The sequence below is a fragment of the Streptomyces sp. NPDC030245 genome (assembly GCF_055572995.1).
This window is the reverse complement of sequence record NZ_JBVICF010000008.1, coordinates 86,750-112,613: the sequence shown is the minus strand read 5'-3', so window position 1 is coordinate 112,613 and position 25,864 is coordinate 86,750. Positions and strand designations below refer to the sequence as shown.

Below are 25,864 nucleotides of genomic sequence, written 5' to 3'. Positions count from 1 at the left end.
ACTCCTGTGACGGGGCGGCTCTTGCGTTGTCAGGGGTGCCGGAGCGAGACCTTGGCCACACACCTAAGAGATTCTCACGGTCACTGCCGGTAGCGCCGAACCGGCCGAAAGCGCAGGTGAGGGGCTGAAAAGCGGATGTTCCCGGCACTGTCCGTAGTGACGGGACCCCGGGGCGCACACAAGGCGGCGTGCAACCCTTCTTTCGGTTTTTCCGTCTGACAAGTGACGGAAAACCGCGCCTGGCCCTGAAAGCAGGGGGTAACCGAAGGACGAGGACTGAGGAACCGCATGACTGACGAGAGCAGGGCCGCCGACGCGCCGAGGCGCGGCAGCAAGCGCGGCCGTCGGCGCAAGCCGCGCAGCACGCGCAAGAAGGTGCTCGTCGTCACGGCCTGGACCGCCGCAGGCGCGGCCGTCCTCGGAGGCACCGGTCTCGGTTACGTCTACTTCAAGCTCAACGGCAACATCAAGGCCGTCGACATCAACGCCGCCCTCGGCACGGACCGCCCCATGGACGTCGACAACGGCTCCCAGGACATCCTCGTCCTCGGCTCCGACTCGCGCTCCGGCGACAACGCCAAGTACGGCAAGGACGAGGGCGCGGCCCGCTCGGACACCGCGATGATCGTCCACGTCTACAAGGGCCACAAGAAGGCCAGCGTCGTCTCCATACCCCGCGACACCCTCATATCCAGGCCGGACTGCAAGACCGACGACGGCAAGGACGCGCCGGGCGGCGAGCGGCAGATGTTCAACACGGCCTACGAGGTCGGTGGCCCCGCCTGCGCCGTCAAGACGGTCGAGAAGATGTCCGGCATCCGGATGGACCACTACATAGAGGTCGATTTCACGGGCTTCAAGAAGCTCATCGACACCCTCGGCGGCGTCGACATCACCACCAAGAAAGACATCAGGGACAAGGACAGTCACCTGAACCTGGACGCCGGCACCCATACGCTCGACGGCGAGCAGGCCCTCGGCCTGGTCCGCACCCGGCACGGCGTCGGCGACGGCAGCGACCTCGGCCGCATCCAGCTCCAGCAGGCCTTCATCAAGGCCCTCCTCGACCAGGTCAAGGACGTCGGCGTCTTCAGCAACCCCAAGAAGCTGTTCGACCTGGCGGACGACGCGACCAGCGCCATCACCACCGACTCCGACCTGAACGACGTCAAGTCCCTCGCGAGCTTCGCCAACGGCCTCAAGGGCATCGGCGCGGGCGACATGAAGATGGTCACCCTGCCCATCCAGTACGACCCCGCCGACCCCAACCGCGTCCTGCCCCTGGAGGAGGCCGACCAGCAGGTCTGGGACGCCCTCAGGGCCGACAAGCCCATACCCAAGTCCGCCACCGAGAAGTCGGCCGGCGACAAGGGCGACGTGGGCGACGTGGTGGCCGGTCACTGACCGGTCCGGGAACGGTCCGGGAGCCCGCCAGGAATAGAACGGCACCCACCCCGGTTTTGGGAGATACGGCCGGTCCTGGCAGACTGGTACGTCGGCCCCGGTTCACGTACGAGCAATCCGCGCGTACGACCCGGCGCCCTCCCGAAACTAGGAGACACCTTGAAGCGCGACATCCACCCCGAGTACGTCGAGACCCAGGTCAGCTGCACCTGCGGTGCGTCGTTCACCACCCGCAGCACGATCTCCAGCGGCACCGTCCGTGCCGAGGTCTGCTCCGAGTGCCACCCGTTCTACACGGGCAAGCAGAAGATCCTCGACACCGGTGGCCGTGTGGCCCGCTTCGAGGCCCGCTTCGGCAAGGCTGCAGGCGCCAACAAGTAGCGAGCCACTGCGCCGGTCATCGGCCGCCCTCGGGAGGGGGTGGCCGGGACCGGCGCTTTTGCCGTCCCGCAGCCGATTCGCGTAGAACCACCGCGTAGAAAACCAGGAGCCCCCGATGTTCGAGGCGGTCGAGGAACTGATCGGCGAGCACGCCGATCTCGAGAAGAAGCTCGCCGACCCGGCGGTCCACGCCGACCAGGCCAACGCGCGCAAGCTCAACAAGCGCTACGCCGAGCTGACCCCGATCGTGGCGACGTACCGCTCCTGGAAGCAGACCGGGGACGACATCGAGACCGCGCGCGAGCTCGCGGCCGACGACCCCGACTTCGCCGCCGAGGTCAAGGACCTGGAGCGGCAGCGCGAGGCGATCACCGAGAAGCTGCGGCTGCTGCTCGTGCCCCGGGACCCGTCCGACGACAAGGACGTCATCCTGGAGATCAAGGCGGGCGCGGGCGGCGACGAGTCGGCCCTGTTCGCCGGCGACCTCCTGCGCATGTACCTGCGGTACGCCGAGCGCGTCGGCTGGAAGACCGAGATCATCGACTCCACCGAGTCCGAGCTCGGCGGCTACAAGGACGTCCAGGTCGCCGTGAAGACCAAGGGCGGCCAGGGCGCCACCGAGCCCGGCCAGGGCGTCTGGGCGCGCCTGAAGTACGAGGGCGGCGTGCACCGCGTGCAGCGCGTGCCCTCCACCGAGTCCCAGGGCCGCATCCACACCTCCGCGGCCGGCGTGCTCGTGACGCCCGAGGCCGAGGAGATCGACGTCGAGATCCACGCGAACGACCTGCGGATCGACGTCTACCGCTCCTCCGGGCCCGGCGGCCAGTCCGTCAACACCACCGACTCCGCGGTGCGCATCACGCACCTGCCCACCGGCGTCGTCGCCTCCTGCCAGAACGAGAAGAGCCAGCTTCAGAACAAGGAGCAGGCGATGCGTATCCTGCGCTCCAGGCTCCTCGCCGCGGCCCAGGAAGAGGCGGAGAGCAAGGCCGCGGACGCCCGCCGCAGCCAGGTCCGCACCGTCGACCGCTCCGAGAAGATCCGGACGTACAACTTCCCGGAAAACCGGATCTCGGACCACCGCGTCGGCTTCAAGGCGTACAACTTGGACCAGGTGCTCGACGGAGACCTCGACCCGGTCATCCAGGCCTGCGTCGACGCGGACTCCGCGGCCAAGCTCGCCGCCGCCTGAGCCACCCCTCGTACGACCCGTCCCGACCCGCCCGGAGGACCAGCGTGAACCTGCTGCTCGCGGAAGTGGCCCAGGCCACCCAGCGGCTGGCCGACGCCGGCGTGCCCTCGCCGCGCAACGACGCGGAGGAGCTCGCCGCCTTCGTGCACGGCGTGAAGCGGGGCGAGCTGCACACCGTCAAGGACTCCGACTTCGACGCCCGCTACTGGGAGACGATCGCGCGCCGCGAGGCCCGCGAGCCGCTCCAGCACATCACGGGGCGCGCCTTCTTCCGCTACCTGGAGCTCCAGGTCGGCCCAGGCGTCTTCGTGCCGCGCCCGGAGACCGAGTCCGTCGTCGGCTGGGCCATAGACGCAGTCCGCGCGATGGACGTCGTCGAACCGCTCATCGTCGACCTGTGCACCGGCTCCGGCGCCATCGCGCTCGCCATGGCACAGGAGGTGCCGCGCTCGCGCGTGCACGCCGTGGAGCTGTCCGAGGACGCCCTCACGTGGACGCGGAAGAACGTCGAGGGGTCCAGGGTCGAGCTGCGCCGCGGAGACGCCAGGGACGCCTTCCCGGAGCTCGACGGCCAGGTCGACCTCGTGATCTCCAACCCGCCGTACATCCCGCTCACCGAATGGGAGTACGTCGCCCCGGAGGCCCGCGACTACGACCCCGAGCTCGCCCTCTTCTCCGGCGAGGACGGCCTCGACCTGATCCGCGGCATCGAGCGCACCGCCCACCGGCTCCTGCGGCCCGGCGGAGTCGTCGTCATCGAGCACGCGGACACCCAGGGCGGCCAGGTCCCGTGGATCTTCACCGAGGAGCGGGGCTGGGCCGACGCGGCCGACCACCCCGACCTCAACAACAGGCCGCGCTTCGCGACCGCCCGCAGGGCGATGCCGTGACGACCCAGATCATCAGTGTCAGCTTTTCAGTGAGGAGTCCGGACTAATGGCACGGCGATACGACACCAACGACGCGACCGACCGTACGACCGGTCTGCGCGAGGCCGCGTCCGCCGTCCGCCGTGGCGAGCTGGTCGTGCTGCCCACCGACACCGTCTACGGCATCGGGGCCGACGCCTTCACCCCGGAGGCCTGCTCCGACCTGCTGGACGCCAAGGGCCGCGGCCGCAACATGCCCACCCCTGTCCTGATCGGCTCGCCGAACACGCTGCACGGCCTGGTCACCGACTTCTCCGAGATGGCCTGGGAGCTCGTCGACGCCTTCTGGCCCGGCGCCCTCACCCTGGTCGCCAAGCAGCAGCCGTCGCTCCAGTGGGACCTCGGCGACACCCGCGGCACGGTCGCCATCCGCATGCCGCTGCACCCCGTCGCCATCGAACTGCTCACCGAGGTCGGCCCCATGGCCGTCTCCTCGGCGAACCTCACGGGGCACCCCGCCCCGGAGAACTGCGACGCCGCGCAGGAGATGCTCGGCGACTCCGTCTCCGTGTACCTGGACGGCGGCCCGACCCCCGGCATCGTCCCGTCGTCGATCGTCGACGTCACGGGCAAGGTGCCGGTGCTGCTGCGCGCGGGCGCGCTCACCGCGGACGAGCTGCGCAAGGTGGTACCCGACCTCGAGGTGGCGAATTGACAGCCCCTGAGACGGGGCGTGGCATAGCGGGCTTCCCGGGCTCCGCGGACGCCTTCCGCATCCTCCACGTCAGCACCGGCAACGTGTGCCGCTCACCCATCACCGAGCGGCTGACCAGGCATGCCCTCGCCGACCGCCTCGGCGACCCGCTCACCGGCGGCCTCATCGTGGAGAGCGCGGGCACCTGGGGCCACGAGGGCGCCCCCATGGAGACCAACGCCGAGACGGTCCTCGCCGACTTCGGCGCGGACGCCAGCGGCTTCATGGGGCGCGAGCTCCTCGACGACCACGTCATCCGCGCCGACCTGGTCCTGACCGCCACGCGCGACCACCGGGCGCAGGTCATCTCCATGGGCCACTCGGCGGGCCTGCGCACCTTCACGCTCAAGGAGTTCACCCGGCTGGTGCGGGCCATAGACCCGACGACCCTGCCCGAGCCCGACGGCAACGGCGTGGTCGAGCGGGCGCGGGCCCTGGTCCGGGCCGCCGCCGCGCTGCGTGGCTGGCTCCTCGCGCCGAGCGTGGAGGCCGACGAGGTGTACGACCCGTACGGGGCGCCCCTGCCGTTCTTCCGCTCCGTGGGCGACGAGATCAACCAGGCCCTCGACCCGGTGGTGACGGCGCTGACCGGGGTGCCCGCGCACATGTAGCGGCCTACATTGGATCTGAGGTCACCCCCCGCACGGCCCCGGAGCCCACGATGCCGCTCAGCACGGTCAGCACCGCACCCACCGCCTCCACCGCGTACACGGATCTCGACGGGCTGCGCAGGCAGGACCCCGAGCTCGCCGACGTCCTCATCGGCGAGGCCGCCCGGCAGTCCGACGCGCTCCAGCTGATCGCCGCCGAGAACTTCACGTCGCCCGCCGTCCTCACCGCCCTCGGCTCGCCGCTCGCCAACAAGTACGCCGAGGGCTACCCCGGCGCCCGCCACCACGGCGGCTGCGAACTGGTCGACGTCGCCGAGCGGATCGCCGTCGACCGCGCCAAGGCCCTGTTCGGCGCCGCGCACGCCAACGTCCAGGCGCACTCCGGTTCCTCCGCCGTCCTCGCCGCCTACGCCGCGCTGCTGCGCCCCGGCGACACGGTCCTGGCCCTCGGGCTGCCGCACGGCGGACACCTCACGCACGGCTCGCCCACCAACTTCTCCGGCCGGTGGTTCGACTTCGTCGGCTACGGCGTGGACCCCGAGAGCGGCCTGCTCGACTACGACCAGGTGCACGCCCTCGCCCGCTCGCGCCGTCCCAAGGCCATCGTGTGCGGCTCCATCGCCTACCCCCGGCACATCGACTACGCGGCCTTCCGCGAGATCGCCGACGACGTGGGCGCCTACCTCATCGCCGACGCCGCGCACCCCATGGGCCTGATCGCCGGGGGAGCGGCGCCCAGCCCGGTGCCGTACGCGGACGTCGTCTGCGCCACCACCCACAAGGTCCTGCGCGGCCCGCGGGGCGGCCTCCTGCTGTGCGGGGCGGAGCTCGCGGAACGGATCGACCGGGCCGTCTTCCCGTTCACCCAGGGCGGCGCCCAGATGCACACGATCGCCGCCAAGGCCGTCGCGTTCGGAGAGGCGGCGACGCCGGCCTTCACGGCCTACGCCCATCAGGTGGTCGAGCACGCGCGCACCCTGGCGGAGGCGCTGGCCACGGTCGGGTTCACGATCACCACCGGCGGCACGGACACCCACCTGGTGCTCGTCGACCCCGCGCCCCTGGGCGTGGACGCACGGACCGCCCGCGCCAGGCTCGCGGCGGCCGGCATCTACCTCGACACCTGCGCCCTCCCACACGGCGAGACACGCGGCCTGCGCCTCGGCACGGCCGCCGTCACCACCCAGGGCATGGGCGCACCGGAGATGGCACGCATCGCGGCACTGCTGGTCGAGGCGGTGCGCGAGGAGTCGAACGTACGAGAAGAGGTACGCGAACTGGTGGGAGGATTTCCGCCCTATCCGGCCCGGTGAGGGACGGCCGCCGCAGGGGTCTGACGGTGCTGGTGCGGTGCTCGTGCAACCATCGTCGCTACCCGCAAGTCCCCAACCGTATGCGCACAAAGCTAGGGTGTGGGGCTGTGACGGCCAGCGAGACCTGTGGGGAAGCCCGTGCGTGAATACCTGCTGACGCTCTGCATCACGGCTGCGGTGACCTACCTGCTGACCGGCCCGGTGCGGAAGTTCGCGATCGTGGCCGGTGCCATGCCGGAGATCCGCGCTCGTGACGTGCACCGGGAGCCGACGCCCCGGCTCGGCGGGATCGCGATGTTCTTCGGGCTCTGCGCGGGTCTCCTCGTCGCCGACCACCTGCCGAACCTGAACACGGTCTTCGAGAACTCCAACGAGCCGCGCGCGCTGCTCTCCGGGGCGGCGCTGATCTGGCTGATCGGCGTCCTGGACGACAAGTTCGAGATCGACGCGCTGATCAAGCTCGGCGGCCAGATGATCGCCGCAGGCGTCATGGTCATGCAGGGCCTCACGATCCTGTGGATCCCGGTCCCCGGCGTCGGCACGGTCTCGCTCACCTCGGGCCAGGGCACCCTGCTGACGGTCGCGCTCGTCGTCATCACCATCAACGCCGTCAACTTCGTGGACGGTCTCGACGGCCTCGCGGCGGGCATGGTGTGCATCGCCTCGGCGGCGTCCTTCATGTACGCCTACCGCATCTGGTACGGCTACGGCATCGAGGCAGCGGCCCCCGCCACGCTCTTCGCCGCCATCCTCATGGGCATGTGCCTGGGCTTCCTGCCGCACAACATGCACCCGGCCAGGATCTTCATGGGCGACTCGGGCTCGATGCTCATCGGGCTGGTCCTCGCCGCGGGCGCGATCTCCGTCACCGGCCAGGTCGACCCGGCCGCGATGAAGCTGAACTTCGGCGGCGGCCGCGATGCCACGCACGCGATGCTGCCGGTCTTCATCCCGCTCCTGATGCCGCTGACGATCATCGCGATCCCCTTCGCGGACCTGGTCCTCGCCATCGTCCGGCGCACCTGGAACGGCAAGTCGCCGTTTGCCGCGGACCGCGGCCACCTGCACCACCGGCTCCTGGAGATCGGTCACTCGCACAGCCGCGCGGTGCTCATCATGTACTTCTGGTCGGCGCTCATCGCCTTCGGTACCGTCGCGTACTCCGTGCACTCCACGAGCATGTGGATCCTGCTGATGATCGTCGCGCTCAGCGCGCTCGGCCTCGTGCTGCTCCTGCTTCCGCGCTTCACCCCGCGCACGCCGCGGTGGGCGGAGTCCTTCGTGCCGCCGCGCTACCGGCGTCGTGCCGCTGCCGCTGCCGAATCGGCCGCCCACGGGGCGATGCCGGCGGAGGAGGAGACTCCGGTCCCCGTGGGCGTCAACGGAGCGACCGCGATCGGCGCCCGCTCGCGGTTCGAGGAGCGGCGGGAAGCAGAGACGTCGCGTTGACGCCCGGTACGAAATCGCCCCATTACCAGACAAGTTGACCCGCCGAGTGCACATGCGCGCGGATTACTTCTCATGTGTGACAGTTGGCACACCGGGCAGGTAAAGACCTCATCAAATAGTTTGTGATACGGTTCACGAGATCCCGGGATAGAGCCGAAGGACCGTAGTGCGACGGTCCAGCGGCCCGAGGGCCCCTCTCGATCCGGGTCTACGCTCGTCCATGACGACACCCTGCCCCCATCAGTAAGCGGAGCTGCCGCCATGCCGTCCCAAGACACCCGAAATCTCCTTCAGTCCGCTGTGCCCACAGCTGCCGTCGGCGCGATCGTCGCCGTGGTCAGTGCCGTGGTGGCCGGCGGAAAGGGGGCCATCGGGGCTGTCGTCGGCACCCTGGTCGTCATCGCCTTCATGGGGCTCGGTCTCTTCGTCCTGCAGCGGACGGCAAAATCGCTTCCGCAGCTGTTCCAGGCGATGGGCATGATGCTTTATGTCGCCCAACTCCTGCTGCTGCTCGTCTTCATGGGCCTGTTCAAGGACACGGATCTCTTCAATCCGAAGGCCTTCGCGGCCGCGCTTGTGGCGGCGACCATCGTGTGGATGGCCGCACAGGCCCGCGCGCACATGAAGGCCAAGATCCTTTATGTCGAGCCCGACTCGGATAAGAGCGAGAAGCAGGAGAAGTCGGGGTCCTCGCAGTGAAGGGTAGGGGCGGGATAAATGCCCGTTCGAGATGCTGCTATCGTCCGGTGCCAACTGCGGCACTGCTGGCGCGGGCATCTGAGCTGACGCCTGCACGATCGCGAGGCTCGATGCCTGAACGCCGCTCACACTTCCGAAACACCAGTCCGGTGCCGAACCGCGGCCGTGTGCCGCGCCGACACGACAACGAGGTTGCCGTACCTATGCGTCACGCCGAAGGAGCCCGCGGTGAGTGCTGACCAAACTGAGCTCGCCTTTGACTGGAGCTGTCGGATCATGTCCGACAACGGCTGTGGCTTCCCGGCTCCGGGCCTGCACTCGTTCCTCTTCAAGCCGATGTTCACCGTCGGCGGGTTCGAGTTCAACAAGGTGATGATGCTCGCCCTGTTGACCACCCTCGTCGTCGTCACCTTCTTCTACGTGGCGTTCGGCAAGGCCAAGCTGGTCCCGGGCAAGCTGCAGATGATGGGCGAGGCGGGATACGACTTCGTACGCCGCGGCATCGTCTACGAGACGATGGGCAAGAAGGACGGCGAGAAGTACGTCCCGCTCATGGTCTCGCTGTTCTTCTTCATCTGGATCATGAACATCTGGTCCGTGATCCCGCTGACCCAGTTCCCGGTCTCGTCGATCATCGCCTACCCGGCGGTGCTGGCGGCCGTCGTCTACCTGGTGTGGGTGCCCCTCACTTTCAAGAAGCACGGCTTCGTGGGCGGCTGGAAGAACATCACCGGATACGACAACTCGCTCGGTCCGATCAAGTGGCTCGTGTCGTTCATCGAGTTCTTCTCGAACCTGCTCGTGCGCCCCTTCACGCACGCGGTGCGACTGTTCGCCAACATGTTCGCCGGTCACCTGATGCTGGTGATGTTCACCGTCGCCTCCTGGTACCTGCTGAACAGCTGGATGATCCCGGCCGCCGGTGTCTCCTTCGTGATGACCATCGGCATGATCCTCTTCGAGCTTTTCGTGCAGGCCGTCCAGGCGTACGTCTTCGTGCTCCTCGCCTGCTCGTACATCCAGGGCGCTCTCGCCGAGCACCACTGACCGCCCTCCCGCAACCCCCTAAGCGCCCGGTGGCCAACCCCCACCGGTCCATGAAAGAGAAGGAAGTAACGGCATGTCCGCGACTCTCGAGCTCGCCGCCCTCCAGGGTGACATCAAGGCCCTCGGCTCCATCGGCTACGGCCTCGCGGCCATCGGCCCCGGCATCGGTGTTGGCATCGTCTTCGGTAAGGGCACCGAGGCCCTGGCTCGTCAGCCCGAAGCTGCCGGTCTGATCCGTGCCAACCAGATCCTCGGCTTCGCCTTCTGTGAGGCGCTCGCCCTCATCGGCATCGTCATGCCGTTCGTCTACGGCTCCTGATCGCCCGAGACGATTAGTCCCGTTCGACGAAAGGCAATGATGTGATCGCCAACCTGGTACAGCTGGCGGCCGAGCATGGCGAGGAGCAGAACCCTCTCATGCCGCCCGGCCCTGAGCTGCTCGTCGGCGCCATCGCCTTCGCCATCGTCTTCTTCTTCTTCTGGAAGAAGCTCCTCCCGAACATCAACAAGGTTCTGGAAGAGCGCCGGGAGGCGATCGAAGGCGGTATCGAGAAGGCCGAGGCCGCTCAGACCGAGGCCCAGAGCGTTCTTGAGCAGTACAAGGCTCAGCTCGCCGAGGCCCGGCACGAGGCCGCGCGTCTGCGCCAGGAGGCGCAGGAGCAGGGCGCCACGCTCATCGCCGAGATGCGGGCCGAGGGCCAGCGTCAGCGCGAGGAGATCGTCGCCGCCGGTCACGCCCAGATCGAGGCCGACCGCAAGGCCGCCGCGCAGTCGCTGCGTCAGGACGTGGGCCAGCTGGCCACCGCCCTGGCCGGCAAGCTCGTCGGTGAGTCCCTCGAGGACTCCGCCCGCCAGAGCCGCACCATCGACCGCTTCCTCGACGAGCTCGAGGAGAAGGCCGAGGCAGCTCGATGACAGCGCACGGAGCGAGCCGCGAGGCCCTGGCCGCCGCGCGCGAGCGTCTCGACGCGCTGACGGACAGCACCTCGGTCGACGCCAAGCAGCTCGCGGACGAGCTGGCCGCCGTCACGGCGCTGTTCGCCCGCGAGGTCTCGCTGCGCCGGGTCCTCACCGACCCGTCGCAGTCCGGTGAGGCCAAGGCCGAGCTTGCGGGACGCCTGCTGTCCGGCCAGGTGGGCGGCGAGACCGCCGACCTGGTGGCCGGCATGGTCCGCGCGCGCTGGTCGCAGTCGCGCGACCTGGTGGACGCCCTGGAGGAGCTCGCCAACCTCGCCGACCTGACCGGTGCGCAGAAGGCCGGCGCCCTGGACAACGTCGAGGACGAGCTCTTCCGGTTCGGCCGGATCGTCTCCTCCAGCACCGAGCTGCGGGCCGCGCTGACCGACCGCGCCGCGACGGGCACGGCCAAGAGCGAGCTGCTGCGCAGCCTGCTCGGCGGTCGCGCCGAGGACGTCACGGAGCGTCTCGTCGAGCGCCTCGTCACCGCGCCGCGTGGACGTAGCCTGGAAGACGGCCTCGAGTCCCTCGCCAAGCTGGCCGCGGACCGCCGCAACCGCATGGTCGCCGTCGTCACTTCCGCCGTTCCGCTCTCGGACCGGCAGAAGGAGCGCCTCGGCGCCGTCCTGGCCAAGGTGTACGGACGCCAGATGCACCTCAACCTCGACGTGGACCCCACGGTTCTCGGCGGGATCACGGTGCAGGTGGGCGACGAGGTCATCAACGGCTCCATCGCGGACCGTATCGAGGAAGCCGGCCGCCGCGTGGCCGGTCAGTAAGACAAAGAAGCACGACCTACGGCCCTAGTTGGGCCGTGCAGAGGATTCCTGGGGGCTGACCCCAGACCCCCCAAGAAAACTTCGGGCCCAACAAGGAGAGCAGGGAACCCAGATGGCGGAGCTCACGATCCGGCCGGAGGAGATCCGGGACGCGCTGGAGAACTTTGTCCAGGCGTACAAGCCGGACGCGGCCTCGCGCGAGGAGGTCGGTACGGTCACCCTTGCCGGCGACGGCATCGCGAAGGTCGAGGGCCTGCCCTCGGCCATGGCCAACGAGCTGCTGAAGTTCGAGAACGGGACCCTCGGTCTCGCGCTGAACCTTGAAGAGCGCGAGATCGGTTCGATCGTCCTCGGCGAGTTCAGCGGTATCGAAGAGGGCCAGTCGGTCAGCCGTACCGGCGAGGTGCTGTCGGTCGCCGTCGGCGAGGGCTACCTCGGCCGCGTCGTCGACCCGCTCGGCAACCCGATCGACGGCCTCGGCGAGATCGAGACCAGCGGACGTCGCGCCCTTGAGTTGCAGGCCCCCACGGTCATGCAGCGCAAGTCGGTGCACGAGCCGATGGAGACCGGCTACAAGGCCGTCGACGCGATGACCCCGATCGGCCGTGGCCAGCGTCAGCTGATCATCGGTGACCGCCAGACGGGCAAGACCGCCCTGGCCGTCGACACGATCATCAACCAGCGCGACAACTGGCGCACGGGCGACGTGAACAAGCAGGTGCGCTGCATCTACGTCGCCATCGGTCAGAAGGGCTCCACCATCGCCTCCGTGCGCGGTGCCCTCGAAGAGGCCGGCGCGCTGGAGTACACGACCATCGTCGCCGCCCCGGCGTCCGACCCGGCGGGCTTCAAGTACCTGGCGCCCTACACCGGTTCGGCCATCGGCCAGCAGTGGATGTACGAGGGCAAGCACGTCCTCATCATCTTCGACGACCTCTCGAAGCAGGCCGACGCCTACCGCGCCGTGTCCCTGCTGCTCCGCCGCCCGCCGGGGCGCGAGGCCTACCCGGGTGACGTCTTCTACCTGCACTCGCGTCTGCTCGAGCGCTGCGCGAAGCTCTCGGACGAGCTGGGCAAGGGCTCGATGACCGGTCTGCCGATCGTCGAGACCAAGGCGAACGACGTGTCGGCGTTCATCCCGACCAACGTCATCTCCATCACCGACGGCCAGTGCTTCCTGGAGTCGGACCTCTTCAACGCCGGTCAGCGCCCCGCGCTGAACGTCGGTATCTCCGTCTCCCGAGTCGGTGGTTCCGCGCAGCACAAGGCGATGAAGCAGGTCTCCGGCCGCCTGCGCGTGGACCTCGCCCAGTTCCGTGAGCTGGAGGCGTTCGCCGCCTTCGGTTCCGACCTGGACGCCGCGTCGAAGGCGCAGCTGGAGCGCGGTCAGCGCATGGTCGAGCTGCTCAAGCAGCCGCAGTACGAGCCGATGGCCACCGAGGACCAGGTCGTCTCCGTGTGGGCCGGTACCACCGGTCGCATGGACGACGTGCCGGTCAACGACATCCGTCGCTTCGAGCGTGAGCTCCTCGCCTACCTGCACCGGCAGGAGCAGGGCCTCATGACCTCCATCAAGGAGGGCGGCAAGATGTCGGACGACACGCTCACCGCCGTCAGCGACGCGATCGCGGCGTTCAAGAAGCAGTTCGAGACCTCGGACGGGAAGCTTCTCGGCGAGGACGCTCCGGCCGCCGCCGGCAAGTGACGACGGAAGGGACCTGACTCATGGGAGCCCAGCTCCGGGTCTATAAGCGTCGCATCAAATCCGTCACCGCGACCAAGAAGATCACCAAGGCGATGGAGATGATCGCCGCCTCGCGCGTGGTCAAGGCCCAGCGCAAGGTGGCGGCGTCCACGCCGTACGCGACCGAGCTCACCCGCGCGGTCACGGCGGTCGGCACCGGCTCGAACACGAAGCACCCGCTGACGACCGAGCCGGAGACGGCGACCCGCTCCGCGGTGCTGCTCCTCACGAGCGACCGCGGACTGGCCGGCGCCTTCAACTCCAACGCCATCAAGGCCGCGGAGCAGCTCACCGCGCGCCTGGAGGCCGAGGGCAAGGAGGTCGACACGTACGTCGTCGGCCGCCGTGGTCTGGCCCACTACAACTTCCGCGAGCGCAAGGTCGTGGAGTCGTGGTCGGGCTTCACCGACGAGCCCACGTACGCGGACGCCAAGAAGGTCGCGGTGCCGCTGATCGAGGCGATCGAGAAGGAGACGGCGGAGGGCGGCGTGGACGAGCTCCACATCGTCTACACCGAGTTCATCTCGATGATGACGCAGACGGCCATCGACGGCCGCCTGCTGCCGCTCAGCCTCGAAGAGGTGGCGGAGGAGTCGAAGTCCGGCAAGGACGAGATCCTTCCGCTGTACGACTTCGAGCCGTCGGCGGAGGACGTCCTCGACGCCCTGCTGCCGCGGTACGTCGAGAGCCGTATCTACAACGCGATGCTCCAGTCGGCTGCCTCCAAGCACGCCGCCACGCGCCGCGCGATGAAGTCGGCGACCGACAACGCCGGGGATCTGATCAACAGCCTCTCCCGGCTTGCCAACGCGGCCCGCCAGGCCGAAATCACCCAGGAAATCAGCGAGATCGTCGGCGGCACAGCAGCGCTGGCCGACGCGACCGCGGGGAGTGACAAGTAATGACGACCACTGTTGAGACGGCCGTTGCCACGGGCCGCGTCGCCCGGGTGATCGGCCCGGTCGTCGACGTGGAGTTCCCCGTCGACGCGATGCCGGAGATCTACAACGCCCTGCACGTCCAGGTCGACGACCCGTCGACCGCGGGCGCGAAGAAGACGCTGACCCTCGAGGTCGCCCAGCACCTGGGTGACGGCGTGGTCCGCGCGATCTCGATGCAGCCCACCGACGGCCTGGTCCGCCAGGCGCCCGTCACCGACACCGGCAAGGGCATCTCGGTGCCGGTCGGCGACGTGACCAAGGGCCGCGTGTTCAACACGCTCGGCGAGGTCCTGAACGACGACCCGTCCACGGTCGCCGACGCCGAGCGCTGGACGATCCACCGCAAGGCCCCGGCCTTCGACCAGCTCGAGTCCAAGACCGAGATGTTCGAGACCGGCCTGAAGGTCGTCGACCTCCTCACCCCGTACGTCAAGGGTGGAAAGATCGGTCTGTTCGGTGGTGCCGGTGTCGGCAAGACCGTTCTGATCCAGGAAATGATCGTCCGTGTGGCCAAGCTGCACGACGGTGTCTCCGTCTTCGCCGGTGTCGGCGAGCGCACCCGTGAGGGCAACGACCTCATGGTCGAGATGGAGGAGGCCGGCGTTCTCGACAAGACCGCGCTGGTCTTCGGCCAGATGGACGAGCCGCCGGGCACGCGTCTGCGCGTCGCCCTGGCCGGTCTGACCATGGCGGAGTACTTCCGCGATGTCCAGAAGCAGGACGTGCTGTTCTTCATCGACAACATCTTCCGCTTCACCCAGGCCGGTTCCGAGGTCTCGACCCTGCTCGGCCGCATGCCGTCCGCGGTGGGTTACCAGCCGAACCTGGCCGACGAGATGGGTCTCCTCCAGGAGCGCATCACGTCGACCCGCGGTCACTCGATCACCTCGATGCAGGCGATCTACGTCCCCGCGGACGACCTGACCGACCCGGCCCCGGCCACCACGTTCGCCCACCTCGACGCGACGACGGTGCTCTCCCGTCCGATCTCCGAGAAGGGCATCTACCCGGCCGTGGACCCGCTGGACTCCACGTCCCGCATCCTGGACCCGCGCTACATCGCGCAGGACCACTACGACTGCGCCATGCGCGTCAAGGGGATCCTCCAGAAGTACAAGGACCTCCAGGACATCATCGCGATCCTCGGCATCGACGAGCTCAGCGAAGAGGACAAGCTCGTCGTGGCCCGTGCCCGTCGTGTGGAGCGCTTCCTGTCGCAGAACACCCACGCCGCCAAGCAGTTCACCGGCGTGGACGGTTCGGACGTGTCGCTCGAGGAGTCGATCGCGGCGTTCAACGCGATCTGCGACGGTGAGTACGACCACTTCCCCGAGCAGGCCTTCTTCATGTGCGGTGGCCTCGAGGACCTCAAGAAGAACGCCAAGGAGCTCGGCGTCTCCTGAGCTCGGTAGCTCATGACGGTGAGGGACGGGTCACCCCCGCGGGGGCCGTGTCCCGTCCCTCCCCGTACGCCCACTAGAATTTGACCCAACACCCGGCTGAACCGCCGGGTGGTGACCCGAGGAGCCACTCTTGGCTGCTGAGCTGCATGTCGAGCTGGTCGCGGCGGACCGCAGTGTCTGGTCCGGCGAGGCCACCCTGGTCGTCGCGCGCACCACGTCCGGCGACATCGGCGTCATGCCCGGTCACCAGCCGCTGCTCGGTGTGCTGGAGTCGGGCCCGGTGACCATTCGTACGAGCGACGGCGGCACGGTCGTGGCCGCCGTCCACGGAGGATTCATCTCCTTCGCGGACGACAAGCTGTCGCTGCTCGCCGAGATCGCGGAGCTGTCCGACGAGATCGACGTCAAGCGTGCGGAGCGGGCGCTGGAGCGCGCGAAGTCGGAGGCCGACGCCTCCGCCGAGCGGCGCGCCGACGTCCGACTGCGTGCGGTGGCGACGCGCTGACCCCAGCGCGCGGCGTAACGTGACTCAGCCGCGGCCAGGTCCGGGAAGGTTCCGGACCGGGTCGCGGCTGAGGCAATGCGGGTGCAATGTATTGGTCCGTTGTCGGCCCGTCGGCCGACGGTAGAGGCGAGGAGGTCGGTGCCGATGATCCTCACTCTGCTCGTGTGCGGACTTGCTTTGATCGTGCTGGTTCTGATGGGGCTCTTCGTCTTCGGACTGCGGCGCCGGCTGATCCAGCGCTCCGGCGGCACCTTCGACTGCTCCCTGCGCTGGGACGCCCCGGAGAAGGGCGACACCTCCGGCAAGGGCTGGGGGTACGGGGTGGCCCGTTACAACGGCGACCGCGTCGAATGGTTCCGCGTCTTCTCCTACGCTCCCCGGCCACGCCGGGTCCTTGAGCGCTCCGCCATCGAGGTCGTGGACCGCCGCGCCCCGGACGGCGAGGAGGAGCTGGCCCTGCTCTCCGACGCGATCGTTCTTGGCTGCCTGCACCGTGGCGTCCGCCTGGAACTGGCGATGAGCGAGGACGCGCTGACGGGTTTCCTGGCCTGGCTGGAGGCGGCCCCTCCGGGCCAGCGCGTGAACGTGGCGTAGTACATCCCGTACGGCATGAAGAAGCCGGGAAGACAGGGGGCGATCCTGTCTTCCCGGCTTCGTTTCAGGGACGGCTACTTCAGGCCGTCATTGATGGCGGTCACCAGCTCACCGTTGCTGGTGTCGCCACTGAACTCCCAGAAGAACGCCCCACCAAGCCCCTGCTCCTTGGCCCAGGCCATCTTGGAGCGGACGGTGGACGGCGTGTCGTAGGACCACCAGTTGCTGCCGCAGTGGGCATAGGCGGTCCCGGCGACCGTGCCGTTGGACGGGCAGGAGTTCTTGAGGACCTTGTAGTCCTCGATGCCCTGCTCATAGGCGCCGGGGGCCGGCCCCGTGGCGGTGCCGCCCGGCTCCTTCTGGGTGACGCCGGTCCAGCCACGCCCGTAGAAGCCGATGCCGAGCAGCAGCTTGGCGGCGGGCACGCCCTTGGCCTTCAGCTTGGCGATGGCGTCCGCGGAGTTGAAGCCCTCCTGCGGGATGCCCGGGTAGGACGTGAGCGGGGAGTGCGGGGCCGTCGGGCCCTTGGCCGCCCACGCGCCGAAGAAGTCGTACGTCATCACGTTGTACCAGTCGGAGTACTGCGCCGCGCCGCCGTAGTCGGCGGAGTCGATCTTGCCGCCGCTGGAGGCGTCCGCGGTGATGGCGGCCGTGACGAGGTTCTTGGAGCCGAACTCGTTGCGGAACGCCTGCATCATGTTCTTGAAGACGGCGGGCCCCGACGTGTCGCACGACAGCCCGCAGGCGTTCGGGTACTCCCAGTCCAGGTCGATGCCGTCGAAGACGTCGGCCCAGCGCGGGTCCTCGACCAGGTCGTGGCAGGACTTGGCGAAGGCCGCCGGGTTCTTCATGGCGTCGGTGAAGCCGCCGGACCAGGTCCAGCCGCCGAAGGACCAGAGGATCTTGATGTTCGGGTACTTGGCCTTCAGCTTGCGCAGCTGGTTGAAGTTGCCGCGCAGCGGCTGGTCCCAGGTGTCGGCGACGCCGTCGACGGACTGGTCGGCGGTGTAGGCCTTGTCGATGGCGGCGTAGGAGTCACCCATGGTGCACTTGCCGCCCTGGACGTTGCCGAAGCTGTAGTTGATGTGGGTGATCTTCTCGGCCGAGCCGGAGGTCGCGATGTTCTTCGCGTGGTAGTTGCGCTGGTAGACGCCCCACTCGGTGAAGTAGCCGAGCTTGACCTTGTCGCCGGGGCCGGGGCCCGGGTCGCCGCCGCCGGTGGTGCGGACCTTGACGGCGCCGCTCGCGGGACCCGTCTGGCCGGCGGTGTCGCGGGCCTGGACGGTGTACGAGTAGTCGGTGCCCTTGGTCAGGCCGGTGTCGGAGTACGAGGTCTCCGTGACCGTCGCGACCTTGGCGCCGTCGCGCAGGACGTCGTAGTTCTTGACGCCCTTGTCGTCGGTGGCGGCCTTCCAGTCGAGCTTGACCGAGGTGTCGGTGATGCCGGACGCGGTCGGGGTGCCGGGGGCGCTCGGCGGGTTGTCGCCGGGGACGCCGCCGCCGTCGCAGCCGGCGCCGTTCAGCTCACAGTTGGCGGGGGAGCCGGAGCCGGTGCCGTTGAAGCCGAAGGAGACCGAGGCGCCGGGGGCGAGCGTCCCGTTCCACCCGAGGTTCTTCGCGGTCCAGCGGTTGCCGGAGTTGGTGACGGTGGCGTCCCAGGCCGACGTCACCCTGGTGCCGGTGGGGAAGTCCCAGCCGACGTTCCAGGAGCTGATGCTGGTGGTGCCGGTGTTCTTGATCGTCCACTTGCCCTCGAAGCCGCTGCCCCAGTCCTGGGTCTTGGTGTACGTGGCGGTGGCCTCGGGGGCGGCGTCGGGTGCCGCCTCGGCGGAGGAGCCGAGGGCGACGAGGGTGGCGAGCGGGAGCAGCAGCGTGGTGACTCCCGCTACGGCTTTGTGTCTGAATTTCAGTCTCGAGCGGTTGGTGCTCTTCTTGAAGCGCACGAGGTGCTCCTCGGGTGAGATCCGGGGGTCTTAGGGGTTGGGACCCTGCGCCGCCCGTGAGCACGTGGACACGTGGGGGAGTGCTCACCGCAGTGCGGTGAGAATAGAAAGGTCTGGACCAACGGTCAAGAGGTCTGAACCATTGGCCAGACCGTGACGGCCCGTCATCGGGGCGGGTCGGTCAGACGCCCAACTCCTGTGCCAGCACGGCCGCTTGCACCCGGCTGCGCAGCTCCAGCTTGCCCAGCATCCGGCTGACGTGCGTCTTCACCGTCGCCTCCGCCATGGAGAGTCGGGCCGCGATCTCCGCGTTGGACAGGCCCTCACCGATGCAGGACAGGACCTCGCGCTCGCGGCGCGTGAGGCCGTCCAGGACGGCGGGGTCCGGCGCGTTCTCCCCGCGTACCGCCTTCGAAGGGGCGGCGAACTCGGCGATCAGACGGCGGGTGACGGCCGGTGCGATGAGGCCCTCGCCGCGCGCGACCGTACGGACCCCTTCGAGGAGGTCCCTCGCCTCGGTGTTCTTCAGCATGAACCCGGAGGCGCCCGCGCGCAGCGCCCCGAAGACGTACTCGTCGAGGTCGAAGGTGGTCAGGACCAGGACGTCCGCGAGGTGCTCGGCGACGACCTGCCGGGTCGCCGCCACCCCGTCGAGACGTGGCATCTGTATGTCCATCAGGACCAGGTCGGGACGGAGTTCGCGGGCGAGCGCGACGGCCTCCTCGCCGTCCGCCGCCTCGCCGACGACCTCGATGTCGGACGCGCTGCGCAGGATCAGGACGAGTCCCGCGCGCACGGCTGACTGGTCCTCGGCGACCAGCACCCGGATCATTCCTTGGCTCCTTCGTCGGCGGGGTCGACGGGCAGGGTCGCGAAGACGTTCCAGACCTTGCCCGTGGGGTTGCTCTCGGGGCCCGACTCGAAGGTGCCGCCGAGCAGTTCGGTGCGCTCGCGCATGCCGACGAGGCCGGCGCCCGAGCCCGGGGCGCGGGGCCCCGAAGGATCTCCGTAGGGGCTGGTCACCCGGACCGTGAGGGCGCGCGGTTCCTGCACCAGGGAGACGGTGACGCGGCCGGGGGACGCGTGCTTCAGCGCGTTCGTCAGGGACTCCTGCACGATCCGGTACGCCGCGAGCTCCACCGGCGTGGGGAGCTTCGGGCCCTCCGGGATGCGCGCGTCGACGAGGGTGACGTCGAGGCCGTTCGTACGGGCGTTGGCGACGAGGGTGCCGAGCCCTTCCAGCGTGGGCGCGGCCGCCGGCTCCAGGTCGCCGCTGTGGTCGCGCAGGATGCCGATGAGGCGGCGCATCTCGGCCAGCCCCTCGACGCTGTTCTCACGGATGACGGCGAGGGCGTCCCTGCTCGTCGCCGGGTCGTCGAGGGAGAGCGCGGCCGTGGAGTGGATGGCGATCGCCGAGAGGTGGTTGGCGACCATGTCGTGCAGTTCGCGGGCCATCCTGGCGCGCTCGGCGCCGACGGCCTGGGCCCGGTCCATCTCCGCGAGGAGCGCGGTCTGCTCGGCCCGCAGCTTCGCCGCCTCGGCGGCCTCGCGGTGGTTGCGCACGAGGACGCCGGTGGTGGCGGGCGCGAAGGAGACCACGCCGGTGACGAAGCCGATGAGGATGGCCTCCGCCTCCTGGAACCAGGCGAGGAAGCCGATGGTGACCGCCACCGTCACCAGGCCCGTGGTGACGGGGATGCGCCGGGCGGCGGCCGGGGTGCCGTACACCACGGCCGCGTACACGATGTCCGTGAACATCAGGATCGACGCGAGGTTGCCCGACGTGAACTGGTCGGCCACCAGCGTGACCGTGCCGAGGGCCAGGGCGGTCTGCGGCCGGCTGCTGCGCAGCAGTTCGAGCCCGGCCAGGACGAAGAGCGGCACCAGCGACCAGTGGCCGCCGAGCAGCCGGCCGCCCTGGGAGTGCAGCCCGAGCGCCTCCAGGGCCAGCCCGGAGAGCAGGCTGGCGGCGGCGATCTGTACGTCGACGCGCTGCGGGCGGGGGAGGGGCGGGGCCATGGGTCCATCCAACACGGCGCGGCGGCCCCCTGCCTGATCCTGAGGGAGGAACCGCCCGCTACATCGAAGGATGCAGTCCCACTTCGTCACTGACGACGACGATCAGCGGCCTTTGGAACGCGAGGCTTGAGGGGTGACCGGGGAAGCGAACACGAGGAGAGCGCCGTGATCGTCACGCTGATCGTGATCTGCGAGGTCGGCTTCTGGGTGCTGCTGGCCGGCGGGCTCGCCCTGCGTTACTGGGCGAGGATGCCGCGGGCGGGCGTCGCCGTCCTGCTGTGCGAGCCGCTGCTCGAAGTCCTGCTGTTCGTCGTCACCGCGATCGACCTGAAGAACGGCGCCGAGCCGGACTGGAAGCACGGTCTCGCCGCCGTCTACATCGGCTACTCGATCGCGCTCGGCCACTACACGATCAAGTGGGTGGACGTCCGTGTCGCCCACCGCTTCGCGGGCGGCCCGGCCCCTTCGACGCCGAAGTACGGCACCGCCCGCGCCGTCCACGAGTGGAAGCTCGCCGCCCGCTGGATCCTCGCCGCGCTGATCGCCATGGCCCTGCTCCAGGGCGCGGTCTGGTACGTGGGCGGCGACGGCGAGATCTCCTCGCTGCGGATGTGGCAGCAGAAGATGCTGTGGGTGATCGGGATCAACGTCATCGTCGCCGGGACGTACACGCTCTTCCCGAAGAAGGAACCCGCCGTCGCCCCCGGGCGGCGCCAGGACATCGCCGGCAAGCTCTAGCGCTCGCCCCCCGGCACCCACAGCACGTCCCCGACCTCCTTGTTGGCCGCGCGGGCCAGGATGAACAGGAGGTCGGAGAGGCGGTTGAGGTACGTGGCGGTCAGAGGGTTCATGACATCCCCGTGCACCTCGAACGCCGCCCAGGTCGACCGCTCGGCCCGCCGCACCACCGTGCACGCCTGGTGCAGCAGCGCCGCGCCCGGCGTGCCGCCCGGCAAAATGAAGCTGCGGAGCTTCTCCAGCTCCTCCAGGAAGCGGTCGCAGTCCGCCTCCAGCTTGTCGATGTAGGACTGCTCGACGCGCAGCGGCGGGTACTTCGGGTCCTCGACGACGGGGGTGGAGAGGTCGGCGCCCACGTCGAAGAGGTCGTTCTGGACCCGGACGAGGACCTTCACGACCTCCTCGTCGAGGCTGCCGAGCGCGATCGCCGTGCCGATGGCCGCGTTGGCCTCGTTGGCGTCGGCGTACGCCGCGATCCGCAGATCGGTCTTGGCGGTGCGGCTCATGTCCCCGAGGGCCGTCGTGCCCTGGTCGCCGGTCCTGGTGTAGATGCGCGTCAGATTGACCATGCGGTCAGCGTAGTTACGCTCCGGCCTTCTTGAAGACGCGTGTGCCCACCGTCACGGACAGCAGGACGAAGGCGAGGGCCATCAGGACGCCGTAGAGCATAGTGGTGGTCGCGTACTCCCCGACGTATCCCGCCCGCACCGCGTCGACGAGGTAGCGGAACGGCATGAAGTGGGAGAGCACGTCCAGCCAGGTGGGGGCGAGGGCCATCGGCAGCATGAGGCCCGAGAGCAGCATCGAGGGCATGCTCACGGCGTTCACGGCGGGCCCGAACTCGTGCGCCTTGGAGATCTTCATGGCCAGCGCGTACGACAGGGAGGCGAGCCCCGCGGTCAGCAGCGCCACGAACGCGAAGCCGATGAGGATGCCGCCGAGCGGCGCCCTGAGCCCCATCGCGAGCGCGGCGAGGACGAGCAGCACGGCCTGGAAGACGAAGAGCGCGGCGTCGCGCACAATCCGGCCGAGGAGCAGCGCGAGACGGCTGACGGGCGTCACCCGCATCCGCTCCACCACGCCGAACTGCTTCTCGATGATGAGGGCGAAACCGCTGAACGTGGCGCCGAACAGGCCGAGTTGCAGCAGTAGTCCGGGTACGAGCACCTGCCAGGAGTCGCCCCGTGAGCCGAGCGGCAGATCGGTGAGGAGCGGGCCGAAGAAGAGCAGGTAGAGCAGGGGTGTGAGGACACCGAAGAGGATCTGGAACTTGGAGCGGAGGGTCTGCCGGGCGTACCGCCCGAAGATCAGCGCGGTGTCGGAGAGCAATGCGGGCATGGTGGGGGTCCTGGGGGTGTCAGACGGCGACGGGAGCCGTGTCCTTGGGCGCGACGTCGCGTCCGGTGATGGCGAGGAAGGTGTCCTGGAGGGTGGCGTCGATCGAGCCGCCGTACCGGAGCTTGAGGGCGCTCGGCGTGCCGTCGGCGACGACGACGCCCCGGTCCACGACGACCAGCCGGTCGGAGAGCGCGTCGGCCTCGTCGAGGTAGTGCGTGGTGAGGAAGACCGTCGTGCCGTGCTCGTCGCGCAGCCGCCGCACCAGCTCCCACAGGTCGGCCCGGCTGCCCGGGTCGAGGCCGGTGGTGGGCTCGTCGAGGAAGAGCACCTCGGGCCGGTGGGTGAGGCCCATGGCGATGTCGAGCCGCCTGCGCTGGCCGCCGGAGAGCGCCGCGCAGGGCCGCTCCAGGAGGTCGGTGAGGCCGAGGTCGTGGGCCAGTTCCTCGGCCCGGGTCTCGGCGCGGGACTTCGGCAGGCGGTAGAGCCGGCCCTGGGTGACGAGCTCCTCGCGTACGGAGACGCTCAGGTCGACGCCGCCGGACTGGGCCACGTACCCGATTCTGCTCCGCACTCCGGCGGGGTCCCGAGCCAGGTCGCAGCCCGCGACGGTGGCGGCGCCGCCGGTGGGCGCGAGCAGCGTGGTCAGCATGCGCAGCGTGGTGGTCTTGCCCGCGCCGTTCGGCCCGAGGAAGCCGAGGATCTCGCCGGGCTGTACGCGCAGGTCGATGCCGCGCACGGCTTCGACGGGGCCGCCCTTGGTCCGGAAGGTCCGGGTGAGCCCGGAGGTGCTGATGATTGGCATGCCGACCACAAAAACAGAGTCCCTTAAATTTTGCAATCGCCCCAAGTTTTCATCGACCCCAGGATGGCGGGCTAGGATGCGGCCATGAGTGAGGGACTGAGGGAGCGCAAGAAGCGGCAGACGAAGCAGCGGATGTCGGACATCGCGACCGGGCTCTTCCTGGAGCGCGGCTTCGACGCGGTGACCATCGCGGAGATCGCGGAGGCCGCGGACGTCTCGGTCAACACCGTCTACAACTACTTCCCGGCCAAGGAGGACCTGTTCCTCGACCGGGGCGAGGCCGTCGTCGACCGGCTCTCCGGTTACGTGCGCGGCCGCCGGCCGGGGGAGTCCGCCGCCGCCGCCGTCCTGCGTGAACTGCGCGCGGACGTGGAGGGCGTCTCGCCCGCCGTCGGGCTCTTCCCCGGCTGGGCCGACTTCATGAAGGTCATCACCGAGGCACACGCCCTGCGCTCCCGGCTCTGGGCGATCCAGCAGGAAGCCCTCACGCACCTCACGAAGACCCTCGCCGGGGAGACCGGAGCCGCCGACGGCGACCCCCTGCCCGGACTGATCGCGGGTCAGCTCTCCTGGCTGCACAGCACACTCATGGCCTGGATCGGCGACGAGATGTCCAAGGGCCGCGAGCCCGCCGAGGTCTCCCGCGAAGCGCTGGTGCTGCTCGACGAGATGGAGGAGCTGCTCGGCGAGAAGGTCCTCAACTACGCGGTGCGCGCCGCCCGGTGAGGCGTACCAGTGTGATGTCCGTCATTTGAGACGTGACGCGCATCTCTTCACCGCCACAGGCGCGCCCACGACCGCTAACGTGCGCCGGAGAGGCATACGTGAACAGCGTGCAAGCCAAGCGTGACAAGCGGTAGGGGAGTCGGAACAGTGGCACGGAAGCTCGCCGTCATCGGCGCCGGACTCATGGGGTCCGGCATCGCTCAGGTCTCCGCCCAGGCGGGCTGGGACGTCGTCCTGCGCGACGTCACCGACGAGGCTCTGACCCGGGGCACCGACGGGATCAAGGCGTCCTACGACAAGTTCGTGAGCAAGGGCAAGCTCGCCGCCGAGGACGCGGAGGCCGCGCTCGCGCGCATCACGACCACCACCGACCTGGACGCCGTCGCCGACGCCGACATCGTCGTCGAGGCCGTCTTCGAGAAGCTGGAGGTCAAGCACGAGATCTTCCGCACGCTCGACAAGCTCGTGCGGGACGACGCCGTGCTCGCCTCCAACACCTCCGCCATCCCGATCACGAAGATCGCGGCCGTCACGGAGCGCCCGGAGCGCGTCGTCGGCGCCCACTTCTTCTCGCCGGTCCCGATGATGCAGCTCTGCGAGCTGGTGCGCGGCTACAAGACCAGCGACGAAACCCTCGCCCGCACCCGCGAGTTCGCCGAGTCCGTCGGCAAGACCTGCATCGTCGTCAACCGCGACGTCGCCGGCTTCGTGACGACCCGGCTGATCTCCGCGCTCGTCGTCGAGGCCGCCAAGCTCTACGAGTCGGGCGTCGCCACCGCCGAGGACATCGACATCGCCTGCAAGCTCGGCTTCGGCCACGCCATGGGGCCGCTCGCCACGGCCGACCTCACCGGCGTCGACATCCTGCTGCACGCCACGAGCAACATCTACACGGAGTCCCAGGACGAGAAGTTCGCGCCGCCGGAGTTGATGCGCCGGATGGTTGACGCCGGTGACATCGGGCGCAAGAGCGGGCAAGGGTTCTACAAGCACTGAACCAGCACTGACGTACGCCGTCTGACGCCCCGTCGGGTGCCTTGGCATCCGGCGGGTCACCCCTCGGAGTGAATTCGGTATCGGTTCGCTTACAGACGGCAACTTCCTCGCCCACGCGGCAGTCAGTTGCAGTGACATACGCAGACGCCCTACGTATCGGGCGTCACAGCAGACACAGCACTCTCGGGGAGCGCATATGCACATCAGGGGCGACCAGGCCCAGCTGGTCGTCGGGGGACGCCTCGACGTACGCAGCGCGGCGGACGCCCGCACGGTCCTGCACTCGGCCGTCGACGACGGCGCCGGCGACCTGGTGCTCGACCTGTCCGAACTCGACTCGTGGGACGCCACGGGACTCGGCGTCATCATGGGCGCGCACCGCCGCGCCGGGCGGTGCGGACGCAGGCTCGTCCTGCGCCACGTGCCACCACAGATGCAGCGCCTCCTCGTCGCGACCCGGCTGCACCGGATCCTCGCCATCGAAGGCGGCATCGGTGTCGAATCGCTCCCCAGAGCCTGAACGATCCTGAACCGCACCTCACGCACAATCCTCACGAGACTGTGACGTCTCGGACGGGGCGGTACCCCGCCCACTCGTAGATACTGAGCGAAGGTCTAGGGTTCGGTCGCCCACCGATAGACGGACCCGCACGGGGGCAC

The 25,864-nt window shown here is 69.1% G+C and carries 28 protein-coding genes; 22 read left to right on the top strand and 6 right to left on the bottom strand.

Features of this window, described 5'->3' with window-relative positions:
• The first annotated feature begins 288 nt into the window (after positions 1–288).
• The 18 genes from ACZ4Z4_RS22160 to ACZ4Z4_RS22075 all read left to right on the top strand — a co-directional run bounded on the left by ACZ4Z4_RS22160 (position 289) and on the right by ACZ4Z4_RS22075 (position 16,642).
• Positions 289–1,404, top strand: coding sequence for an LCP family protein (locus tag ACZ4Z4_RS22160; protein WP_468329716.1), 1,116 nt, complete (start codon positions 289–291; stop codon positions 1,402–1,404).
• Between the two features lie 159 nt (positions 1,405–1,563).
• The gene (gene rpmE, locus ACZ4Z4_RS22155; protein WP_098244794.1) at positions 1,564–1,785 is read left to right on the top strand and encodes a 50S ribosomal protein L31; all 222 of its coding nucleotides are present in this window, start codon (positions 1,564–1,566) and stop codon (positions 1,783–1,785) included.
• 115 nt (positions 1,786–1,900) lie between these two features.
• Positions 1,901–2,977: a peptide chain release factor 1 gene (gene prfA, locus ACZ4Z4_RS22150; protein WP_468329713.1), complete on the top strand. Its 1,077-nt coding sequence runs from the start codon at positions 1,901–1,903 to the stop codon at positions 2,975–2,977.
• 44 nt (positions 2,978–3,021) lie between these two features.
• On the top strand, positions 3,022–3,867 hold the full coding sequence (gene prmC / locus ACZ4Z4_RS22145) for a peptide chain release factor N(5)-glutamine methyltransferase (protein ID WP_468329710.1): 846 nt from the start codon (positions 3,022–3,024) through the stop codon (positions 3,865–3,867).
• A gap of 46 nt (positions 3,868–3,913) precedes the next feature.
• Positions 3,914–4,561, top strand: a complete 648-nt coding sequence (locus ACZ4Z4_RS22140; protein WP_362990246.1) for an L-threonylcarbamoyladenylate synthase — start codon at positions 3,914–3,916, stop codon at positions 4,559–4,561.
• Positions 4,558–5,211 (top strand): arsenate reductase/protein-tyrosine-phosphatase family protein, encoded by a 654-nt coding sequence (locus ACZ4Z4_RS22135; RefSeq protein WP_468329707.1) that lies wholly within the window; start codon positions 4,558–4,560, stop codon positions 5,209–5,211. Before ACZ4Z4_RS22140 ends, ACZ4Z4_RS22135 begins: the two co-directional genes overlap by 4 nt.
• Before the next feature lie 50 nt (positions 5,212–5,261).
• Positions 5,262–6,524, top strand: a complete 1,263-nt coding sequence (locus tag ACZ4Z4_RS22130; RefSeq protein WP_468329704.1) for a serine hydroxymethyltransferase — start codon at positions 5,262–5,264, stop codon at positions 6,522–6,524.
• Positions 6,525–6,662: 138 nt separating this feature from the next.
• Positions 6,663–7,973: an MraY family glycosyltransferase gene (locus ACZ4Z4_RS22125; RefSeq protein ID WP_468329701.1), complete on the top strand. Its 1,311-nt coding sequence runs from the start codon at positions 6,663–6,665 to the stop codon at positions 7,971–7,973.
• 261 nt (positions 7,974–8,234) lie between these two features.
• Positions 8,235–8,672, top strand: a complete 438-nt coding sequence (locus tag ACZ4Z4_RS22120) for a hypothetical protein (RefSeq protein ID WP_468329699.1) — start codon at positions 8,235–8,237, stop codon at positions 8,670–8,672.
• Positions 8,673–8,948: 276 nt separating this feature from the next.
• On the top strand, positions 8,949–9,719 hold the full coding sequence (gene atpB, locus ACZ4Z4_RS22115; protein WP_468330447.1) for a F0F1 ATP synthase subunit A: 771 nt from the start codon (positions 8,949–8,951) through the stop codon (positions 9,717–9,719).
• 73 nt (positions 9,720–9,792) lie between these two features.
• Positions 9,793–10,038, top strand: a complete 246-nt coding sequence (gene atpE / locus ACZ4Z4_RS22110) for an ATP synthase F0 subunit C (protein WP_016643250.1) — start codon at positions 9,793–9,795, stop codon at positions 10,036–10,038.
• 41 nt (positions 10,039–10,079) lie between these two features.
• Positions 10,080–10,634 carry a F0F1 ATP synthase subunit B gene (locus tag ACZ4Z4_RS22105; RefSeq protein WP_468089703.1) on the top strand — a complete coding sequence of 185 codons (555 nt, stop codon included), beginning with the start codon at positions 10,080–10,082 and terminating at the stop codon, positions 10,632–10,634.
• Entirely contained in the window at positions 10,631–11,455 is an 825-nt protein-coding gene (locus ACZ4Z4_RS22100; RefSeq protein ID WP_468329697.1) for a F0F1 ATP synthase subunit delta, read from the top strand. Before ACZ4Z4_RS22105 ends, ACZ4Z4_RS22100 begins: the two co-directional genes overlap by 4 nt.
• 112 nt (positions 11,456–11,567) lie before the next feature.
• Positions 11,568–13,160, top strand: a complete 1,593-nt coding sequence (gene atpA / locus ACZ4Z4_RS22095; protein ID WP_468329695.1) for a F0F1 ATP synthase subunit alpha — start codon at positions 11,568–11,570, stop codon at positions 13,158–13,160.
• Between the two features lie 20 nt (positions 13,161–13,180).
• Entirely contained in the window at positions 13,181–14,101 is a 921-nt protein-coding gene (locus ACZ4Z4_RS22090; RefSeq protein ID WP_468329693.1) for a F0F1 ATP synthase subunit gamma, read from the top strand.
• Entirely contained in the window at positions 14,101–15,543 is a 1,443-nt protein-coding gene (atpD, locus tag ACZ4Z4_RS22085) for a F0F1 ATP synthase subunit beta (RefSeq protein WP_468329690.1), read from the top strand. Before ACZ4Z4_RS22090 ends, atpD begins: the two co-directional genes overlap by 1 nt.
• Before the next feature lie 130 nt (positions 15,544–15,673).
• On the top strand, positions 15,674–16,048 hold the full coding sequence (locus ACZ4Z4_RS22080; protein WP_150172272.1) for a F0F1 ATP synthase subunit epsilon: 375 nt from the start codon (positions 15,674–15,676) through the stop codon (positions 16,046–16,048).
• A 144-nt stretch (positions 16,049–16,192) separates the two neighbouring features.
• Positions 16,193–16,642, top strand: a complete 450-nt coding sequence (locus ACZ4Z4_RS22075; protein ID WP_468329687.1) for a DUF2550 domain-containing protein — start codon at positions 16,193–16,195, stop codon at positions 16,640–16,642.
• A 74-nt stretch (positions 16,643–16,716) separates the two neighbouring features.
• Here ACZ4Z4_RS22075 and ACZ4Z4_RS22070 read toward each other — a convergent pair whose 3' ends face one another.
• The 3 genes from ACZ4Z4_RS22070 to ACZ4Z4_RS22060 all read right to left on the bottom strand — a co-directional run bounded on the left by ACZ4Z4_RS22070 (position 16,717) and on the right by ACZ4Z4_RS22060 (position 20,604).
• Complete coding sequence (locus tag ACZ4Z4_RS22070; protein WP_468330444.1) at positions 16,717–18,552, bottom strand: glycosyl hydrolase family 18 protein; 1,836 nt, start codon at positions 18,550–18,552, stop codon at positions 16,717–16,719.
• 214 nt (positions 18,553–18,766) lie between these two features.
• Positions 18,767–19,417 carry a response regulator gene (locus ACZ4Z4_RS22065; protein WP_468329684.1) on the bottom strand — a complete coding sequence of 217 codons (651 nt, stop codon included), beginning with the start codon at positions 19,415–19,417 and terminating at the stop codon, positions 18,767–18,769.
• Positions 19,414–20,604 (bottom strand): sensor histidine kinase, encoded by a 1,191-nt coding sequence (locus ACZ4Z4_RS22060; RefSeq protein WP_468329681.1) that lies wholly within the window; start codon positions 20,602–20,604, stop codon positions 19,414–19,416. Before ACZ4Z4_RS22060 ends, ACZ4Z4_RS22065 begins: the two co-directional genes overlap by 4 nt.
• 165 nt (positions 20,605–20,769) lie before the next feature.
• Between ACZ4Z4_RS22060 and ACZ4Z4_RS22055 the strand changes: the two genes are divergently transcribed.
• Positions 20,770–21,342: a hypothetical protein gene (locus ACZ4Z4_RS22055; protein WP_468329678.1), complete on the top strand. Its 573-nt coding sequence runs from the start codon at positions 20,770–20,772 to the stop codon at positions 21,340–21,342.
• Here the strand turns inward: ACZ4Z4_RS22055 and ACZ4Z4_RS22050 are convergent.
• Genes ACZ4Z4_RS22050 through ACZ4Z4_RS22040 form a run of 3 tightly spaced genes read right to left on the bottom strand, consistent with a single transcriptional unit; the run spans position 21,339 to position 23,482 of the window.
• Entirely contained in the window at positions 21,339–21,911 is a 573-nt protein-coding gene (locus ACZ4Z4_RS22050) for a cob(I)yrinic acid a,c-diamide adenosyltransferase (RefSeq protein ID WP_362990278.1), read from the bottom strand. The genes ACZ4Z4_RS22055 and ACZ4Z4_RS22050 overlap by 4 nt on opposite strands.
• 13 nt (positions 21,912–21,924) lie before the next feature.
• On the bottom strand, positions 21,925–22,680 hold the full coding sequence (locus tag ACZ4Z4_RS22045) for an ABC transporter permease (RefSeq protein ID WP_468329675.1): 756 nt from the start codon (positions 22,678–22,680) through the stop codon (positions 21,925–21,927).
• A gap of 19 nt (positions 22,681–22,699) precedes the next feature.
• Positions 22,700–23,482 carry an ABC transporter ATP-binding protein gene (locus tag ACZ4Z4_RS22040; RefSeq protein WP_468329672.1) on the bottom strand — a complete coding sequence of 261 codons (783 nt, stop codon included), beginning with the start codon at positions 23,480–23,482 and terminating at the stop codon, positions 22,700–22,702.
• An 84-nt stretch (positions 23,483–23,566) separates the two neighbouring features.
• Between ACZ4Z4_RS22040 and ACZ4Z4_RS22035 the strand changes: the two genes are divergently transcribed.
• From ACZ4Z4_RS22035 to ACZ4Z4_RS22025, 3 genes are all read left to right on the top strand, one after another.
• A complete protein-coding gene (locus ACZ4Z4_RS22035; RefSeq protein WP_468329669.1) occupies positions 23,567–24,208 on the top strand; it encodes a TetR/AcrR family transcriptional regulator in 642 nt (213 codons plus the stop codon).
• A gap of 147 nt (positions 24,209–24,355) precedes the next feature.
• Complete coding sequence (locus ACZ4Z4_RS22030) at positions 24,356–25,204, top strand: 3-hydroxyacyl-CoA dehydrogenase family protein (protein WP_468329666.1); 849 nt, start codon at positions 24,356–24,358, stop codon at positions 25,202–25,204.
• A 196-nt stretch (positions 25,205–25,400) separates the two neighbouring features.
• Positions 25,401–25,724 (top strand): STAS domain-containing protein, encoded by a 324-nt coding sequence (locus ACZ4Z4_RS22025; RefSeq protein ID WP_030792181.1) that lies wholly within the window; start codon positions 25,401–25,403, stop codon positions 25,722–25,724.
• Positions 25,725–25,864: the final 140 nt, after the last annotated feature.